Origin of the sequence: uncultured Aquincola sp. (genome assembly GCF_964001545.1) — a bacterium.
In the GTDB taxonomy this organism is placed as follows: domain Bacteria; phylum Pseudomonadota; class Gammaproteobacteria; order Burkholderiales; family Burkholderiaceae_C; genus Aquincola.
In genome coordinates, this window is record NZ_CAXFDV010000848.1 from 1 (window position 1) to 18,633 (window position 18,633).

Here is an 18,633-nt window from a genome sequence, read left to right on the forward strand (position 1 = left end):
CGGTTGTGGTCCAGGCGCAGCATGGCGGTGAAGTTCTTGGCCGGCAGGTCGGGGGCCGACTTCATCGCGATGTAGGCGTTGGTGTTGGCCGGGTTGCCCACCACCAGCACCTTGACGTTGCGCGAAGCCACCTTGTTCAGCGCCTTGCCCTGCGCGGTGAAGATCTGGGCGTTGGCCGACAGCAGGTCCTTGCGTTCCATGCCGGGGCCGCGCGGGCGGGCGCCCACCAGCAGGGCGTAGTCGGCGTCCTTGAAGGCCACTTCCGGATCGCCCGTGGCGACGATGCCGGCCACCAGCGGGAAGGCGCAGTCGTCCAGTTCCATGATCACGCCCTTGAGCGCGTTCTGGGCCTTCTCGTCGGGGATCTCGAGCAGTTGCAGGATGACCGGCTGGTCCTTGCCCAGCATTTCGCCGGAGGCGATGCGGAACAGCAGGGCATAACCGATTTGACCGGCGGCGCCGGTGACGGCCACGCGAACGGGCGACTTGCTCATGGAGAACTCCTGATGGGGAAGGAAAAAGGAGAGGGTGAGGGCGCTAAGGTCCGACCAGCCCACGAGTTTAGCCCCCGTCAGGGCGATTGACGATGCGGTCGAAGATCTTATGTCTTATGTAAGACATCGGTTCTGTGATGGAATGGAAGGATGTCTTCCGCGCTGCCATCGCCCGAGCCGACCAGCGGCCCTGCCGCCATGGCGCCGTCTTTCAGCCCCCTGTACCAGCAGATCAAGGCGCTGATCACCCAGAGCCTGCAAGGCGGCGAATGGAAGCCGGGCGAGCCCATTCCCAGCGAGACCGAGCTGGCCGCGCGTTTCAAGGTCAGCCAGGGCACGGTGCGCAAGGCCATCGACGAGCTGGCCACCGAGAACCTGCTGGTGCGCCGCCAGGGCAAGGGCACCTTCGTGGCCACCCATGCCGAAGAGAAGGTGCAGTTCCGCTTCCTGCGGCTGATTCCCGATGAAGGCGAGGCCGGCAACATGCCGCGCCGCTTCCTGGACTGCCGCCGCCTGCGGGCGCCGGCCGACGTGGCCAAGGCGCTGGAGCTGCGCAGCGGCGAGCCGGTGCTGCAGGTGCGGCGCCTGCTGTACTTCCGTGAGCGGCCGGTGGTGCTGGACGACATCTGGCTGGCGGGTGCGCAGTTCAAGGGCCTGACGGCCGAGCGGCTGTCGGAGCTGCGTGCGCCGCTGTACCGGCTTTTCGAAAGCGAGTTCGGCGTGCGCATGATCCGCGCCGAGGAAAAGATCCGTGCGGTGGCCGCCAGCGGCGCCTCCGCCGAGCTGCTGGAAGTGCCCGCGGGCACGCCGCTGCTGTCGGTCGAACGGCTGTCCTACACCTACGGCAACAAGCCGGTGGAGTGGCGCCGCGGCCTCTACGACACCACCACCCACTTCTACAGAAACGAACTCAGTTGACGAAGGCAGTTGGGCGTGTGGCTACCCGTGCCTGCGCCCTGCTGCGTTGCAATAAACTCCCGCGGTTTCACTGCGATTACAACCCTCCCCGCCGGCCCAAGGATGCATATGGCAGACACCCTGAAAACCCGTCCCGTCTACCGGAACATCCACGTCACGCAGATCGTGAAGTACCGCTTGCCGCCCGCCGGCATCGTGTCGATTCTTCACCGCATCAGCGGCGTGATCATGTTTCTGTTGTTGCCGTTCGTGATCTGGATGTTCGACGCCAGCGTCACCTCCGAGATCTCGTACGACGGCTTTGCCAGCGCGTTCCGGGCCGGCATCGGCTTCGTGCCCGGCTGGTTCCTCAAGCTGGTGTCGCTGGCGCTGATCTGGGCCTACCTGCTCCACTTCATCGCCGGCGTGCGCCACCTGTGGATGGATGCCACCCACGCGGTCACCAAGGGCGCCGGCCACCACTCGGCCGTGTTCACGCTGGTTGCCAGCAGCATCCTCACCGTGCTGCTGGGCGCCAAGCTCTTCGGCCTGTACTGATCCCCGTTCCACAAGAAGATTCAGCTCACGATGTCCACCAACTACGGTTCCAAGCGCATCGTCGTAGGCGCGCACTACGGCCTGCGCGACTGGCTCAGCCAGCGCGTCACTGCGGTCCTGATGGCCCTGTTCACCCTCGTGCTGCTGGTGCAGGTGCTCCTGCCCGGCGAACTCAACTACGACCGCTGGTCCGGCATCTTTTCCCACCAGTGGATGAAGGTGCTTACGTTTGTCGTCATCATCGCCCTGCTTTATCACGTGTGGGTCGGCATCCGCGACGTGTGGATGGACTACGTGAAGCCGGTCGGTCTGCGCCTGGGCCTGCAGGTGGCAACGATCGCGTGGCTCGTCGGCTGCGCCGGCTGGGCAGTGCAAGTGCTCTGGAGACTTTAAGAAATGGCCGTCAACGCTTCTTCCCTTCCGCGCCGCAAGTTCGACGTCGTCATCGTCGGCGCCGGTGGTTCCGGCATGCGCGCCTCGCTGCAGCTGTCCCGCGCCGGCCTCAACGTGGCCGTGCTCAGCAAGGTGTTTCCCACCCGCTCGCACACCGTGGCGGCGCAGGGCGGCATCGGTGCCTCGCTGGGCAACATGAGCGAGGACAACTGGCACTACCACTTCTACGACACCATCAAGGGCTCCGACTGGCTGGGCGACCAGGACGCCATCGAGTTCATGTGCCGTGAAGCGCCCAAGGTGGTGTACGAGCTCGAACACTTCGGCATGCCGTTCGACCGCAACCCCGACGGCACCATCTACCAGCGCCCGTTCGGCGGCCACACCGCCAACTACGGCGAAAAGCCGGTGCAGCGCGCCTGCGCCGCGGCCGACCGCACCGGCCACGCGATGCTTCACACGCTCTACCAGCAGAACGTCAAGGCCCGCACCAACTTCTTCGTCGAATGGATGGCGCTGGACCTGATCCGCGACGCTGAAGGCGACGTGGTGGGCGTGACCGCGCTGGAGATGGAAACCGGCGACATCCACATCCTGGAAGCCAAGACCACGCTGCTGGCCACCGGCGGCGCGGGCCGCATCTTCGCGGCCAGCACCAACGCCTTCATCAACACCGGCGACGGTCTGGGCATGGCCGCACGTGCCGGCATCCCGCTGCAGGACATGGAGTTCTGGCAGTTCCACCCCACCGGCGTGGCCGGCGCGGGCGTGCTGCTGACCGAAGGCTGCCGCGGTGAAGGCGCCATCCTGCGCAACAGCGATGGCGAGCGCTTCATGGAGCGCTATGCGCCCACGCTGAAGGACCTGGCACCGCGCGACTTCGTCTCGCGCTGCATGGACCAGGAGATCAAGCAAGGCCGTGGCTGTGGTCCCAACAAGGACTACGTGGTGCTGGACATGACCCACCTGGGCGCCGACACCATCATGAAGCGCCTGCCTTCTGTGTTCGAGATCGGCCACAACTTCGCCAACGTCGACATCACCAAGGAACCGATCCCGGTGGTGCCCACCATCCACTACCAGATGGGTGGCATCCCGACGAACATCCACGGCCAGGTGGTCACGCCCAACGGGCAGATCCCCAACGCCATCGTCAACGGCCTGTACGCGGTGGGCGAATGCTCCTGCGTGTCGGTGCACGGCGCCAACCGCCTGGGCACCAACTCGCTGCTCGACCTGGTGGTGTTCGGCCGCGCCGCGGGCAACCACATCGTCGAGTTCAACAACAAGAACAAGAACCACAAGCCGCTGCCGGCCGACGCCGTGGACCGCACGCTGGAACGCGTCGCCCGCCTGGACAGCAGCACCAGCGGCGAATACGCGCAGGACGTGGCCAACGAGATCCGCTCGGTCATGCAGCAGCATGCGGCGGTGTTCCGCACCCAGGCGTCGATGGACGAAGGCGTGCGCAAGATCCTCGAAGTGGCCCAGCGCGTGCCCAACATCGGCCTGAAGGACAAGTCCAAGGTCTTCAACACTGCCCGCGTCGAGGCCTTGGAAGTCGAGAACCTGATCGAAGCCGCGAAGGCGACGATGATCTCGGCGGCGGCCCGCACCGAATGCCGTGGCGCCCACACGGTCGAGGACTACGAGCGTCCGGCGGACGACCCGCAGTTCCCGCTCGGCCGCAACGACGCCGAATGGATGAAGCACACGCTGTTCTTCAGCGAAGACAACCGGCTCGAATACAAGCCCGTCAACCTGAAGCCGCTGACCGTCGAATCGGTGCCGCCCAAGGTCCGCACGTTCTGATCCAGGCCCCCGAACCGGCTCTGCAAGGCTCTGCAAGGATTACCCAGCCATGACGAAGCGCACCTTCCACATCTACCGCTACGACCCCGACAAGGACGCCAAGCCCTACATGCAGGTCGTCGAGATCGAACTCGACGGCCACGAGCGCATGCTGCTCGACGCCCTGAACAAGCTCAAGGCGCAGGACCCGACCATCTCCTTCCGGCGTTCGTGCCGTGAAGGCGTGTGCGGCTCCGACGCGATGAACATCAACGGCAAGAACGGCCTGGCGTGCCTGACCAACATGCGCACGCTCAAGGACCCGATCGTGCTGAAGCCGCTGCCCGGCCTGCCCGTGATCCGCGACCTGATCGTGGACATGACGCAGTTCTTCAAGCAGTACAACTCGATCACGCCTTACCTCATCAACGACACGCCGCCGCCCGACAAGGAGCGCCTGCAGTCGCCCGAGGAGCGCGACGAGCTGAACGGCCTGTACGAGTGCATCCTGTGCGCCAGCTGCTCGACCAGCTGCCCCAGCTTCTGGTGGAACCCCGACAAGTTCGTCGGCCCCGCCGGGCTGCTGCAGGCCTACCGCTTCATCGCGGACAGCCGCGACCAGGGCACGGCCGAGCGCCTCGACAACCTCGAGGACCCGTACCGCCTGTTCCGTTGCCACACGATCATGAACTGCGTCGACGTCTGCCCCAAGGGACTGAACCCGACGAAGGCGATCGGCAAGATCAAGGAACTGATGGTTCGTCGCGCCGTTTGAGGGCGCGCTCGATGCCACAAGGTCAGGCCTGAGCAAGGGTGATGATGGAAACTTTGCTGGATGCTGGTGCGATCAATCGCCTGAAGTGGCGGTGCCGCCGCGGGCTGCTCGAGAACGACCTGTTCATCGAGCGCTTCTTCCAGCGCCATGAGCATCATCTGACCGAATCGCAGGCCCAGGCCTTGCTGGCATTGATGGATCTGTCGGACAACGATCTGCTGGATCTGATGTTGATGCGTACAGAACCGAGTGGCGAGATGGACCGTCCAGAAGTCCATCAGCTGCTCGGGATGATGAGAACCCCCGGAACCATCCTCCAGAAAGGGAAGTGAGATGACCCCATCCGACGTGAAAGCCACCCTGTCGTTCACTGACGGCAGCCCCAGCATGGACCTGCCCATCTACAAGGGCACGGTGGGCCCGGACGTCATCGACATCCGCAAGCTGTACGCGCAGACCGGCAAGTTCACCTACGACCCCGGCTTCCTGTCGACGGCTTCGTGCAACTCCACCATCACCTACATCGACGGTGACAAGGGCGAACTGCTGTACCGCGGCTACCCCATCGAGCAGCTCGCCACCCAGTGCGACTTCCTCGAGACCTGCTATCTGCTGCTCAACGGCGAGCTGCCCAACGAAACGCAGAAGACCGACTTCGTCAAGACGGTGACCAATCACACGATGGTCAACGAGCAGATGCAGTTCTTCCTGCGCGGCTTCCGCCGTGATGCGCACCCGATGGCGGTGATGACCGGTCTGGTGGGCGGTCTGTCGGCCTTCTATCACGACAGCACCGACATCACGAACCCGCAGCACCGCGAGATCTCGGCCATCCGCCTGATCGCGAAGATGCCGACGCTGGTGGCCATGGCCTACAAGTACGGCATCGGCCAGCCGTACATCTACCCGAAGAACGACCTGTCGTACACCGCGAACTTCATGCGCATGATGTTCGCCACGCCGTGCGAAGAGTACGTGCCGAACGAGGTGCTGGTGCGCGCGATGGACCGCATCTTCATCCTGCACGCCGACCACGAGCAGAACGCCTCCACCTCCACGGTGCGGCTGTGCGGCTCGTCGGGCACCAACCCGTTCGCGGCCATCGCGGCGGGCGTGGCCTGCCTGTGGGGCCCGGCGCACGGCGGCGCCAACGAAGCCGCGCTGAACATGCTGGAGGACATCCAGCGCCAGGGCGGCGCCGAAAAGATCGGCGAGTTCATCAAGCAGGTCAAGGACAAGAACAGCAGCGTCAAGCTGATGGGCTTCGGTCACCGGGTCTACAAGAACTACGACCCGCGCGCCAAGCTGATGCGCGAGACCTGCCACGAGGTGCTGGACGCGCTGGGCCTGCACGACGACCCGCTGTTCAAGCTGGCCATGTCGCTGGAAAAGATCGCGCTGGAAGACGACTACTTCGTGTCGCGCAAGCTGTACCCGAACGTCGACTTCTACTCGGGCATCGTGCAGCGCGCGATCGGCATCCCGGTCAGCCTGTTCACCGCCATCTTCGCGCTGGCCCGCACCGTCGGTTGGATCGCCCAGCTGAACGAGATGATCGGCGACCCCGAGTACAAGATCGGCCGTCCGCGCCAGCTGTTCTCGGGCGCCACCGCCCGCGACGTGAAGCCCATCGGCCAGCGCTGATCGTTCTTCGCACCACGCCAACGCCCCGGTCCTCCGGGGCGTTTTTCGTGGTGCAGCCTTCGCGCCGCGCGAAGGCTTGGTCGTCCAATCTCGCACGCCGCCCCTTCGCCGGCGGTCTATGCTGGCGCCATGCGCGAAGACTGCAAGATGTTCCTGCCCTCGATGCCCGTGGCCCGGCGCCGCCGCAGCCTGTGTCTGCTGGCGGCGAGCCTGGCTGCTGGGGCCTGGCCGGCACTGGCCCCTGCCGCGCCGCCGGCCTACCCGCAGCGCGCCATCACCTTCGTGGTGCCGTTTCCAGCCGGCAGTGCCACCGATCAGCTCGCCCGCGTGATGGGCGAGCGCATCGCGCAAGCCGCCGGCCAGCCGGTGGTGGTGGAAAACCGCCCGGGCGCCAACGGCTCCATCGGCACTGCGCAGGCCGCCAAGGCCGCGCCCGATGGCCACACGTTCTTGATCGCCACCAGCACCACGCATGCGGCCAATGCCTCGCTGTACCGCAAGCTGCCCTACGACCCGATCAAGGACTTCACCCCGGTGTCGCGCCTGGGCGAAATCCCGTTCGTGCTGCTGATCAACCCGACGGTGCCGGCTGACACGGCGCCCAGGTTCATCAGCCATGTGCGCGCCAACCCCGACAAGCTGGCCTGGGGCTCGGGCTCCAGCGGCAGCCTGGTGCCCGGCCATGCGCTGGTCTCGGCCAACCAGCTCAAGATGGTGCACGTGCCCTACAAGGGGGTGCAGCCGGCCATGACCGATGCCATCGGCGGGCAGATCCAGCTGGTGTTCGCCGACCTGGCCTCGGCGGTGCCGCAGATCAAGGCCGGCAAGCTGCGCGCGCTGGCCGTCACCTCGGCCGCCGAGCATCCGATGCTGCCCGGCGTGCCGCCGATGTCCACCGTGGTGCCCGCGTTCGAGATGACCGCCTGGTTCGCGATGTACGCGCCCGCCGGCACCGCGCCGGCCCAGGTGAATCAGATGAACCAGTGGGTGCGCGCCGCCTTGACCGATGCCGGCGTGCAGTCCAAGCTGGCGGTGTCGGGCTTCCGGCTCACGCCGAGCAGCCCGGCCGACCTGGGCCTGTTCGCCGCCAAGGAAACGGTGAAGTGGGCCAAGGCCGTGACCAGCGCCGGCATCACGCCCGAATAGCCGCGCGCACCACCTGACCGCGCGCCGCCGCCGCCCATGCGCTTCGACCTCGTCACGCTGAACCTCGTGCTGGCCATCGCTGAAACCCGCAGCATCACCGCTGGCGCCCAGCGGGAGCACCTGGCCCTGGCCGCGGCCAGCCGGCGGCTGTCCGATGTCGAGACGCGGCTGGGCGTGAAGCTGTTCGACCGCCGCGCCCGCGGTGTGGAACTGACCGAGGCCGGCCACGCGCTGGTGCGCCACATCCGCAGCCTCCATGCCTCGCTGCATGCGCTGGAGAGCGAGGTGATGGAGTTCTCGCGCGGCATCCGCGGCCACCTGCGCATCGCGGCCAATGCCGGCGCCATCGCCGAGTCGCTGCCGGCCGACCTGGCGGCCTTTTCGCAGGCGCATCCCGGCATCCGCATCAGCCTGGAAGACCTGGGCAGCGCCCAGGTGCTGGCCGCGGTGGCCGACGGCCGCGCCGACGTGGGTGTGTACGTGCCGCCGCAGCACCTGGAAGAGGGCCTGCGCACCCATGCCTACCGCGAGGCGCTGCTGCGCGCCGTGGTGCCGCGCGGCCATGCGCTGGCGCGCCGCAAGTCGGTCGATTTCGACGCGCTGCTCGACCATGAGATCGTCGGCCTGCCCATCGGCAGTTCGCTGCACCAGACCATGCTGGAGCATGCCCAGCGCTCGGGCCGCGTGCTGAACGTGCGGGTGCAGGTGCGCGGCTTCGACGCCGTGGCCCAGCTGGTGGAGGCCGGCCTGGGCGTGGCCCTGCTGCCCGCCGGCGTGGCCGACCGTCTGCAGCGCCTCTTCGACCTCAAGGTGCTGGGTTTCACCGAACCCTGGGCCTGTCGCCAGTACCGGCTGGCGGTGCGCGACCAACCCGTGCTGCCCACCGCGGTGCAGCGCTTCATCGATGCGCTGGGCGTGCCCGCCGAGGCGGCGCCCGCAGCTTCCCTTTCCCTGTCCTGATTACCTGCCTGGAGTAGCCACCATGACCGGCCGCACGCTTTACGACAAGATCTGGGACGAACACGTCGTCCACGCCGAAGAAGACGGCACCGCGGTGCTGTACATCGACCGCCACCTGCTGCACGAGGTGACCAGCCCGCAGGCCTTTGAGGGCCTGGACATCGCCCACCGCAAGGCCTGGCGCATCTCGGCCAACCTGGCGGTGAGCGACCACAACGTGCCCACCACCGACCGCTCGGGCGGCATCGCCGACCCGGTGTCGCGGCTGCAGGTGGACACGCTGGACAGCAACTGCGACCGCTTCGGCATCACGCAGTTCAAGATGAACGACCTGCGCCAGGGCATCGTGCACGTCATCGGCCCGGAGCAGGGCGCCACGCTGCCCGGCATGACGGTGGTCTGCGGCGACTCGCACACCTCCACCCACGGCGCCTTCGGCGCGCTGGCGCACGGCATCGGCACCAGCGAGGTGGAGCATGTGCTGGCCACGCAAACGCTGCTGGCCAAGAAGGCCAAGAACATGCTGGTGAAGGTGGAAGGCAAGCTGCCAGCCGGCTGCGGCGCCAAGGACATCGTGCTGGCCATCATCGGCAGGATCGGCACCGCCGGCGGCACCGGCTACACCATCGAGTTCGCCGGCTCCGCCATCCGTGCGCTGAGCATGGAAGGCCGCATGACGGTGTGCAACATGGCCATCGAAGCCGGCGCCCGTGCCGGCCTGGTGGCGGTGGACGAGACCACGCTGGCCTACGTCAAGCACCGCCCGCTGGCCCCGGCCGCAGGCGTGGAATGGGACCAGGCCGTGGCCTACTGGCGCACGCTGCACTCCGACGCCGATGCCCACTGGGACGCGGTCGTGGAGCTGGATGCCGCGGCCATCCGCCCGCAGGTCACCTGGGGCACCTCGCCCGAGATGGTGCTGTCCATCGAAGACCGCGTGCCCGACCCCGACCGTGAGAAGGACGCCAACAAGCGCGGCGCGATGGAGCGTGCGCTGCAGTACATGGCGCTGCAGCCCAACCAGGCCATCACCGACATCCGCATCGACAAGGTGTTCATCGGCTCGTGCACCAACTCGCGCATCGAGGACATGCGCGAAGCCGCCGCCGTGGTGCGCCGCCTGGGTGGCCGTGTGGCGGCCAACGTCAAGCTGGCGATGGTGGTGCCCGGCTCGGGCCTGGTGAAGGCGCAGGCCGAGAAGGAAGGCCTGGACCAGGTGTTCAAGGCCGCCGGCTTCGAGTGGCGCGAGCCCGGCTGCAGCATGTGCCTGGCGATGAATGCCGACCGGCTGGAGCCCGGCGAGCGCTGTGCTTCCACCAGCAACCGCAACTTCGAAGGCCGCCAGGGCGCCGGCGGCCGCACCCACCTCGTCAGCCCCGCGATGGCCGCGGCCGCAGCGTTGGAAGGTCACTTCGTGGACGTGCGCCGCATCGCATAGGACAAGCCCACCCCCCTACGGCCTGACGGCCGCCCCCTCAAGGGGGCACCGCCAGCGGCCTGGCCAAGCCAGTTCCGCGGCGGTCGCTGGGTCAACAGCCGCCCGTCGCAACAAGGATCACCATGCAAGCTTTTACCGTGCACCAGGGGCTCGTCGCCCCGATGGACCGCGAGAACGTCGACACCGACGCGATCATTCCCAAGCAGTTTCTGAAGTCGATCAAGCGCACCGGCTTCGGCCCCAACCTGTTCGACGAATGGCGTTACCTGGACCACGGCGAGCCCGGCCAGGACCCGGCCAGCCGCAAGCCCAACCCCGACTTCGTGCTCAACCAGCCGCGCTACCAGGGTGCCTCGGTGCTGCTGGCGCGGCAGAACTTCGGCTGCGGCTCCAGCCGTGAGCACGCGCCCTGGGCGCTGGAGCAGTACGGCTTCCGTGCGCTCATCGCGCCCAGCTTCGCCGACATCTTCTTCAACAACTGCTTCAAGAACGGCGTGCTGCCGATCCGCCTGCCCGAGTCGCAGGTGGCGCAGCTGTTCGATGAAGTGGCCGCCTTCGTCGGCTACCGCCTGACCGTCGACCTGCCGCGCCAGGTGGTGGTCAAGCCCGACGGCAGCGAGCTGGCCTTCGACATCGAGCCCTTCCGCAAGTACTGCCTGACCAACGGCTTCGACGACATCGGCCTGACGCTGCGCCATGCCGACAAGATCCGCGCCTACGAGGCCGAGCGGCTGCTGCGCAAGCCCTGGCTGGCCCGCACGCTGTAAACCCGACCGAAAGAACCCACGCCATGAAGATTGCAGTGCTGCCGGGTGACGGCATCGGCCCCGAGATCGTCGACGAGGCGGTCAAGGTGCTCAACGTGCTCGACCTGAACTTCGAGCTGGAAAGCGCCCCCGTGGGCGGCGCGGCCTACGAGGCCGCCGGCCATCCGCTGCCCGAGGCCACGCTCAACCTGGCCAAGGCCGCCGACGCGGTGCTGTTCGGCGCCGTCGGCGACTGGAAGTACGACAAGCTCGACCGCCCACTGCGGCCCGAGCAGGCCATCCTGGGGCTGCGCAAGCACCTGGGCCTGTTCGCCAACTTCCGCCCGGCCATTTGCTACGAGCAGCTGACGCATGCCTCCAGCCTGAAGCCCGAGCTGGTGGCCGGCCTGGACATCCTCATCATCCGTGAGCTCACCGGCGACATCTACTTCGGCCAGCCGCGGGGCCGCCGCACCGCGGTGGACGGGCACTTCCCCGGCACCGAAGAAGCCTTCGACACCATGCGCTACAGCCGGCCGGAGATCGAGCGCATCGCGCACGTCGCCTTCCAGGCGGCGCGCAAGCGCGGCGGCCGCGTCACCAGCGTCGACAAGGCCAACGTGCTGGAAACCTTCCAGTTCTGGAAGGACGTGGTCACCGAGGTGCATGCCGACTACCCCGACGTGCAGCTGGACCACATGTACGTGGACAACGCGGCCATGCAGCTGGTGAAGGCGCCGAAGAAGTTCGACGTCATCGTCACCGGCAACATGTTCGGCGACATCCTGTCCGACGCGGCGGCCATGCTCACCGGCTCCATCGGCATGCTGCCCTCGGCTTCGTTGGACAAAAACAACAATGGCCTGTACGAGCCCAGCCATGGCAGCGCGCCGGACATCGCGGGCAAGGGCATCGCCAACCCGCTGGCTACAATCTTGTCTGCCGCCATGATGCTCCGCTTCTCCCTCAACCAGCCCCAGGCCGCCGACCGGATCGAGTCGGCCGTCAGCGCTGTGCTGTCCGCAGGGTTGCGCACGCCGGACATCTGGAGCGAAGGCACGAAGAAGGTGGGCACCCGCGAGATGGGCGACGCCGTGGTCGAAGCGATCAAGACCACCAAGGGCATTACCAAGAGCTAGCAAGCTCCGGTTCGTCTCGCCCCAACCCTGGATCCCGGCGAAGCGAGCCGGGACACCAGGTTTCTCAACACGAAAGGGCGAACTGAAATGGCACTCACAGGTCTGGTTGGTTGGCGCGGCATGGTCGGCTCCGTGCTGATGGACCGCATGGTGGCCGAAGGCGACTTCGACCACATCGAGCCGGTGTTCTTCAGCACCAGCAACGCGGGCGGCGCCGCCCCCGCGATGGCGAAGAACGAAACCAGGCTGCACGACGCCTACGACATCGAGGCGCTCAAGCGCTGCGACATCATCCTCACGGCCCAGGGCGGCGACTACACCACCGAGGTGTATCCCAAGCTGCGCGCCGCTGGCTGGAACGGCCACTGGATCGACGCCGCCTCCTCGCTGCGCATGGCCGATGACGCCGTCATCGTGCTCGACCCGGTCAACCTGCCGGTGATCAAGAACGCGCTGGCCAAGGGCGGCCGCAACTGGATCGGCGGCAACTGCACCGTCAGCTGCATGCTGATGGGCGTGGGCGCGCTGTACAAGGCCGGCCTGGTCGAGTGGATGAGCACCCAGACCTACCAGGCGGCTTCGGGCGGCGGCGCGCAGCACATGCGCGAGCTGCTCACCCAGTTCGGCACCCTGAACGCCGCGGTACGCCCGCTGCTGGACGACCCCAAGAGCGCCATCCTCGAGATCGACCGCCAGCTGCTGGCGCAGCAGCGCAGCCTGTCGGCCGACGAGACGCAGCACTTCGGCGTGCCGCTGGGTGGCTCGTTGATCCCCTGGATCGACAAGGACCTGGGCAACGGCATGTCCAAGGAAGAGTGGAAGGGCATGGCCGAGACCAACAAGATCCTCGGCCAGGGCGAAGGCTTCGGCAGCCCCGCAACGCCGGTCGATGGCTTCTGCGTGCGCATCGGCGCCATGCGCTGCCATAGTCAAGCGCTCACTTTCAAGCTCAAGAAGGACGTGCCGCTGGCCGATCTTGAAAGCCTGATCGCCAATGACAACCCATGGGTCAAGCTCGTTCCCAACACCCGCGAAGCCACGCTGCGCGACCTGACGCCGGTGGCCACCACCGGCACGCTGACCATCCCGGTTGGCCGCCTGCGCAAGATGGCGATGGGCCCCGAGTACGTGGGTGCCTTCACCATCGGCGACCAGCTGCTGTGGGGCGCGGCCGAGCCGCTGCGCCGCATGCTGCGCATCCTGCTGGAAGCCTGAAGCTGACCACCGTCGACCGCACACATCAGAACTTGCATGAGCTGACTAGGCTATATGCTTGCTGATACTGTGAAATCGACGGTTTTCAGGCTGCCGCGGACATCCCGGCGCCCCCATCCAGAACGCGTTGTTGGCGCCGGACCTGCGGGTGCGTGGTCCGCCGAGCGCACCCGGGAGACATCTTGAAGAAACGCTCTTTGACGGCGCACGGCCCCGCCTTGTCGGCCGTCGCCGTGGCCGCGCTGCTGTGCGCGGTGGCGCCGGCCAGCTGGGCACTGGGCCTGGGCCGGGTGACGGTGCAGTCCGCGCTCGGTGAAGCGCTGCGTGCCGAGATAGACGTCACCAGCATCTCGCCGGAAGAAGCCGCCACGCTGCGCCTGCGCGTGGCCTCGCCCGAGGCCTACCGCGCCGCTGGCGTCGACTACAACCCGGTGCTGCCGGGCACCAGCGTGCAGCTGCAGCGCCGCCCCGACGGCCGGCCCTACGTGCGGCTGACCAGCGACCGCGCGGTGCAGGAGCCTTTCGTCGACGTGATCCTCGACATCGGCTGGTCCAGCGGCCGCCTGGTGCGCGAGTACACGATGCTGTTCGACCCGCCGGGCCGCGTGCCGCCGCCGCCGGCGGTGGCCGCCGCGCCGGTGCCGCCTTCCATCGCGCCGGCGCCGCTGCCGCAACCCACGCCGCGCGCCGCCAGCCCGCGCCCGGCACCGGCACCGTCGCCGGTGGCGCAAAACACGGCCCCGGCGCAGGGCGCTGCGCCGGCAGGGCAGGCGCCTGCGCCGGCCGTGCCCGCCACGCCGGCCCCTCTGCCGCCCGCACCGCAGGCACCGGCGCCCGCCGCGGCCCAGCGCCCGGCCACGCCACCGCCGCGCGCACCGCAGCAGGCTTCTGCTGCCGCGGGCGAGGCCTACACCGTGCGCCCGGGCGAAACGCTCTACCGCATCGCCACCAACACGCAGCATGCCGGCGTGTCGCTCGACCAGATGCTGGTGGCGCTGTACCGCAGCAACCCCCAGGCGTTCATCGACGGCAACATGAACCGGCTGCGTGCCGGCGCCACGCTGGCGGTGCCTTCGGCCGATCAGGTGCGCCAGACCAGCAGTGGCGAAGCGCGCCAGGTCATCCAGGCCCAAAGTGCCGACTTCGGCGCCTACCGCCAGCGCCTGGCCGGCGTGGCGCCTGCCGTGCAGCCCGACGAGCCGGCGCGCCAGGCGCGTGGCCAGGTGCAGGCCCAGGTGGACGACCGCAAGCAGGCCGCTGCCGCTACGCCGGACCGGCTGAAGCTGTCGCAAGGCTCGGTGCAGGCTTCGGCGCCGGAAGCGCGTGCCTCGGGTGAAGCCCAGCGCCGCGACGACGCCGCCCGCGCGGCCGAGCTGGCGCGCAACGTGGAAGATTTGAAGCGCCTGCAGGCCGGCGCCACCGGCGGCGCAGCGCTGCCTGGCGCGGCCGGCGGCGCCAGCGCCTCGATGCCGGGGGCGGCTGCTGCCAGTGCCGCTGGCAACGCAGGCGCCAACCCGGCCGCTCAAGGCGCGGCCGGGGCAGGCGTCCAGGCCGGTGCCGCCAGCCCGGCCGGCTCTGCCGTCGTGGCAGGGAGCGGCGCCACCGCGGGCGCTGCCCCGTCGGCCGGCGCCTCGGCTGCCGGCGGCATGCCGATGGCGGCCGCCGCATCGGCGCCGCTGGCCTCCGGCTCCGCGGTGGCGGGCACCTCGCCCTCGGCGTCCGCGCCTGCCCGCCCGGCCTCGGTGCCGCCGGTGGTCACGCCGCAGCCGGTGGAGCAGCCCAGCCTGCTGGCCGACAACCCGCTGCTGCTGCCCGGCGGCGCGCTGATCCTGCTGCTGCTGGGTGGCCTGGGCTACTACCGCTGGCGGCAGAAGAAGCAGGCCGACAGCGGCGAGACCTCGTTCCTGGAAAGCCGGCTGCAGCCCGACTCTTTCTTCGGCGCCACCGGCGGCCAGCGCATCGACACCCGCGAGGCCACCGGCCATTCGTCGTCGTCGATGAACTATTCGCTCAGCCAGCTCGACGCCATCGGCGACGTGGACCCGGTGGCCGAAGCCGACGTGTACCTGGCCTATGGCCGCGACCTGCAGGCCGAAGAAATCCTGAAGGAGGCGATGCGCAGCGACCCGGGCCGCCTGGCGGTGCGCAGCAAGCTGCTCGAGGTGTACGCCAAGCGGCGCGACACCAAGGGCTACGAGCTGCTGGCCACCCAGCTGTACGCGATGACGCGCGGCGAGGGCGAGGACTGGGACAAGGCCCAGCAGCTGGGCCTGCAGATTGACCCCGAGAACCCGCTGTACCAGCCGGGCGGCTCGCCTTCGCCGGCGCAGGCCGGTGGCAGCACGATGAACGAGCCGTTGGGCGCCAGCACCATGCCGCAGTCGGTGCTGCCGGCCATGGGCTTTGCCACCACCAGCCCCAGCTTCGACGCCGACCTCCCGCCGATCAGCTCGCTGGAACTCGACCTCGACCTGGATCAGCCCACGCAGCCGGGCGACCTGACGCCGCTGTCGATGGAGGCCACGCGCCCGATCGGCCTGGTGCCTTCTTCCGGCCGCGACGACAACAGCCTGGACTTCGACCTGCCGATGACGGCGCCGCCGTCGGAATTTGCGCAGCCGCCGTCTTCGTCGGCGCAGAACACCGCGCCGATGGATCTGGACCTGGACTCGATGTCGCTGGACCTCGACCTGCCGCCCGAGCCGGCACCGCAGCTCGACCGCCGCAACACCATGCCGGCCGACCTGGAGTTCGACCTCGACAGCCTGGACGACTTCGGCAGCGCCGGCCCCGACACCGCCGCCGCCGACCTGCGTGAAGGCGCGGACGACCCGCTGCAGCGCAAGTTCGAGCTGGCCGACGAGTTCCGCCAGATCGGCGATGTGGAAGGCGCCCGCGACCTGCTGGAAGAAGTGGTGGCCAAGGCCGGCGGCCCGCTGAAGGCGCGCGCGCAGCAGCTGCTCGACAGCCTTGAGTGACACGCCGACCGCCGGGCGCCGCATCGCGCTCGGCGTGGCCTACCGCGGCACCGGCTACCGTGGCTGGCAAAGCCAGCCCGACGGCCGCACGGTGCAAGACCACCTGGAGCAGGCGCTGAGCAGTTTTGCCGCGCAGCCGGTGCATACCCTGTGCGCCGGCCGCACCGATGCCGGCGTGCATGGCCTCAACCAGGTGGTGCACCTGGACGCGCCGGTGGCGCGCGAACCGTTTTCCTGGGTGCGCGGCACCAACCGCTACCTGCCGTCCGACATCGCGGTGCAGTGGTGCCGCCCGGTGGGCGACGACTTCCATGCCCGCGCCAGCGCCCGCGGCCGACGCTACCGCTATGTGCTGCTGGAGTCGCCGGTGCGGCCGGCGATCGAAGTCGGCCAGTGCGGCTGGGTGTTCCGCCCGCTGGACGGCGAGGCGATGCAGGCCGCCGCGGCCCACCTGATCGGCGAGCACGACTTCAGCAGCTTTCGGGCGGCCGACTGCCAGGCGCTGTCGCCGGTGAAAACATTGCGCGGCCTGCAGGTCAGCCGCCGCGGCGCGTACTGGCGCTTCGATTTCGATGCCAGCGCCTTCGTCTACCACATGGTGCGCAACATCATGGGCTGCCTGCTGCAGGTGGGGCAGGGCCACAAGCCGCCGCAGTGGATGGCCGAGGTGCTGGCCGGCCGCAGCCGCCAGGCCGCGGCGCCGACCTTTCCGGCCGACGGGCTTTACTTCGTGGGCCCGTACTACGATGCGCGGCATGAGATCCCTGACCACACGCCGGCCCAAGACTGGCTGCCCTGAATGAACCGCACCCGCATCAAGATCTGCGGGTTGACCCGCGAAGAAGACGTGGACGCGGCCGTGCAGGCCGGCGCCGACGCCATCGGCCTGGTGACGTACGAGCGCAGCCCGCGCTACGTGACGCCCGAGCGGGCGCGGGCGCTGGCCCGGCGGCTGCCGGCCTTCGTCACCCCGGTGTGCCTGTTGGTCAATGCCTCGGCCGACCACATCGCGCGCGTGCTCGACGCGGTGCCCAACGCCACGCTGCAGTTCCATGGCGACGAGACGCCAGAAGCCTGCGATGCGCCGGCAAGGCCCTACCTGCGGGCGGCCCGCATCGGCCCCGGGTTCGATTTGTTAGACTTCGCGGCCCGTTTCCCGGCAGCCCAGGCCATTCTGCTCGACGCGTTTGTCGACGGTTATGGCGGCGGCGGAAAGGTTTTCGATTGGTCCCTCATTCCCGCCGACGTCCCCGCTCCGGTCGTTTTGTCTGGTGGGTTGAGTCCTGCAAACGTGATCGATGGGGTGCTGCGCATCCGGCCCTGGGCCGTTGATGTGAGCTCCGGCGTCGAAGTCGGCAAGGGCATCAAGGATGCCCTGCTGATGCGCCGGTTCTGTGATGCGGTCAGGCAGGCCGATGCGCAACTCGCGCAGCAGGCCGCCGCAGCCGCCCACCACTCCGAACACTGATTGCCATGACCACCACCAGCTATGCACAACCCGATGCCCAAGGGCATTTCGGGCCCTACGGCGGCACCTTCGTCGCCGAGACGCTGATCCACGCGCTCGACGAGCTGAAAGAGGCCTACGCCCACTATTCGAAGGACCCCGAGTTCCGCCGCGAATTCGAGTACGAGCTCAAGCACTTCGTCGGCCGGCCCAGCCCGATCTACCACGCCGCGCGCCTGTCGCGCGAGCTGGGCGGCGCGCAGATCTACCTCAAGCGCGAGGACCTGAACCACACCGGCGCCCACAAGGTGAACAACACCATCGGCCAGGCGCTGCTGGCCAAGCGCATGGGCAAGCCGCGCGTGATCGCCGAGACCGGTGCCGGCCAGCACGGCGTGGCCACCGCCACCATCTGTGCCCGTTACGGCATGGAATGCGTGGTGTACATGGGCAGTGAAGACGTCAAGCGCCAGTCGCCCAACGTCTACCGCATGCACCTGCTGGGCGCCAAGGTGGTGCCGGTGGAAAGCGGCAGCAAGACGCTGAAGGACGCGCTGAATGAAGCGCTGCGCGACTGGGTCACCAACGTCGAGAACACCTTCTACATCATCGGCACCGTGGCCGGCCCGCACCCGTACCCGATGATGGTGCGCGACTTCCAGCGCGTGATCGGCGACGAATGCCTGGTGCAGATGCCCGAGATGCTGGGCCCGCAGCGCCAACCCGATGCGGTGATCGCCTGCGTGGGCGGCGGCAGCAATGCCATGGGCATCTTCTACCCCTACATCCCGCACGCCGGCACGCGGCTGATCGGCGTCGAAGCCGCCGGCCACGGCCTTGACACCGGCAAGCATGCGGCCAGCCTGTCGGCCGGCACGCCCGGTGTGCTGCACGGCAACCGCACCTACCTGCTGCAGGACGCCAACGGCCAGATCATCGAGACGCATTCGGTCTCGGCCGGCCTGGACTACCCCGGCGTCGGCCCCGAGCATGCGTACCTGAAGGACATCAA

General features: G+C 68.3%; 18 protein-coding genes. 17 read left to right on the top strand and 1 reads right to left on the bottom strand.

The window, feature by feature from the left end:
- On the bottom strand, positions 1-494 hold a 494-nt coding region (locus ABNT58_RS29205), incomplete at its 3' end, for a malate dehydrogenase (RefSeq protein WP_348756854.1).
- A gap of 150 nt (positions 495-644) precedes the next feature.
- On the opposite strand from ABNT58_RS29205, the gene ABNT58_RS29210 reads away from it, so the two are divergent.
- The 17 genes from ABNT58_RS29210 to trpB all read left to right on the top strand — a co-directional run.
- A complete protein-coding gene (locus tag ABNT58_RS29210; RefSeq protein WP_348756855.1) occupies positions 645-1,412 on the top strand; it encodes a GntR family transcriptional regulator in 768 nt (255 codons plus the stop codon).
- Between the two features lie 108 nt (positions 1,413-1,520).
- Positions 1,521-1,949, top strand: coding sequence for a succinate dehydrogenase, cytochrome b556 subunit (gene sdhC, locus ABNT58_RS29215; RefSeq protein ID WP_348756856.1), 429 nt, complete (start codon positions 1,521-1,523; stop codon positions 1,947-1,949).
- A gap of 30 nt (positions 1,950-1,979) precedes the next feature.
- The gene (sdhD, locus tag ABNT58_RS29220) at positions 1,980-2,342 is read left to right on the top strand and encodes a succinate dehydrogenase, hydrophobic membrane anchor protein (RefSeq protein ID WP_348756857.1); all 363 of its coding nucleotides are present in this window, start codon (positions 1,980-1,982) and stop codon (positions 2,340-2,342) included.
- A gap of 3 nt (positions 2,343-2,345) precedes the next feature.
- The gene (gene sdhA, locus ABNT58_RS29225; protein ID WP_348756858.1) at positions 2,346-4,154 is read left to right on the top strand and encodes a succinate dehydrogenase flavoprotein subunit; all 1,809 of its coding nucleotides are present in this window, start codon (positions 2,346-2,348) and stop codon (positions 4,152-4,154) included.
- 49 nt (positions 4,155-4,203) lie between these two features.
- Entirely contained in the window at positions 4,204-4,908 is a 705-nt protein-coding gene (locus tag ABNT58_RS29230) for a succinate dehydrogenase iron-sulfur subunit (protein ID WP_348756859.1), read from the top strand.
- A 41-nt stretch (positions 4,909-4,949) separates the two neighbouring features.
- Positions 4,950-5,240, top strand: a complete 291-nt coding sequence (locus ABNT58_RS29235; protein WP_348756860.1) for a succinate dehydrogenase assembly factor 2 — start codon at positions 4,950-4,952, stop codon at positions 5,238-5,240.
- 1 nt (position 5,241) lies between these two features.
- The gene (gltA, locus tag ABNT58_RS29240; protein ID WP_348756861.1) at positions 5,242-6,552 is read left to right on the top strand and encodes a citrate synthase; all 1,311 of its coding nucleotides are present in this window, start codon (positions 5,242-5,244) and stop codon (positions 6,550-6,552) included.
- Positions 6,553-6,681: 129 nt separating this feature from the next.
- Positions 6,682-7,698 carry a tripartite tricarboxylate transporter substrate-binding protein gene (locus ABNT58_RS29245; RefSeq protein ID WP_348756862.1) on the top strand — a complete coding sequence of 339 codons (1,017 nt, stop codon included), beginning with the start codon at positions 6,682-6,684 and terminating at the stop codon, positions 7,696-7,698.
- 36 nt (positions 7,699-7,734) lie between these two features.
- Entirely contained in the window at positions 7,735-8,658 is a 924-nt protein-coding gene (locus ABNT58_RS29250; RefSeq protein WP_348756863.1) for a LysR substrate-binding domain-containing protein, read from the top strand.
- Positions 8,659-8,680: 22 nt separating this feature from the next.
- Positions 8,681-10,096: a 3-isopropylmalate dehydratase large subunit gene (gene leuC, locus ABNT58_RS29255; protein ID WP_348756864.1), complete on the top strand. Its 1,416-nt coding sequence runs from the start codon at positions 8,681-8,683 to the stop codon at positions 10,094-10,096.
- A 122-nt stretch (positions 10,097-10,218) separates the two neighbouring features.
- A complete protein-coding gene (leuD, locus tag ABNT58_RS29260; protein WP_348756865.1) occupies positions 10,219-10,863 on the top strand; it encodes a 3-isopropylmalate dehydratase small subunit in 645 nt (214 codons plus the stop codon).
- Positions 10,864-10,886: 23 nt separating this feature from the next.
- Positions 10,887-11,981 carry a 3-isopropylmalate dehydrogenase gene (gene leuB / locus ABNT58_RS29265; RefSeq protein ID WP_348756866.1) on the top strand — a complete coding sequence of 365 codons (1,095 nt, stop codon included), beginning with the start codon at positions 10,887-10,889 and terminating at the stop codon, positions 11,979-11,981.
- A gap of 87 nt (positions 11,982-12,068) precedes the next feature.
- Positions 12,069-13,196, top strand: a complete 1,128-nt coding sequence (gene asd / locus ABNT58_RS29270; RefSeq protein ID WP_348756867.1) for an aspartate-semialdehyde dehydrogenase — start codon at positions 12,069-12,071, stop codon at positions 13,194-13,196.
- 182 nt (positions 13,197-13,378) lie between these two features.
- Positions 13,379-16,174: a FimV/HubP family polar landmark protein gene (locus ABNT58_RS29275; RefSeq protein ID WP_348756868.1), complete on the top strand. Its 2,796-nt coding sequence runs from the start codon at positions 13,379-13,381 to the stop codon at positions 16,172-16,174.
- The gene (gene truA, locus ABNT58_RS29280) at positions 16,167-16,973 is read left to right on the top strand and encodes a tRNA pseudouridine(38-40) synthase TruA (RefSeq protein WP_348756869.1); all 807 of its coding nucleotides are present in this window, start codon (positions 16,167-16,169) and stop codon (positions 16,971-16,973) included. Before ABNT58_RS29275 ends, truA begins: the two co-directional genes overlap by 8 nt.
- Complete coding sequence (locus tag ABNT58_RS29285; protein WP_348756870.1) at positions 16,974-17,642, top strand: phosphoribosylanthranilate isomerase; 669 nt, start codon at positions 16,974-16,976, stop codon at positions 17,640-17,642. It begins immediately after the preceding gene.
- 5 nt (positions 17,643-17,647) lie between these two features.
- The coding region (gene trpB, locus ABNT58_RS29290; RefSeq protein WP_348756871.1) for a tryptophan synthase subunit beta at positions 17,648-18,633 on the top strand (986 nt) is incomplete at its 3' end.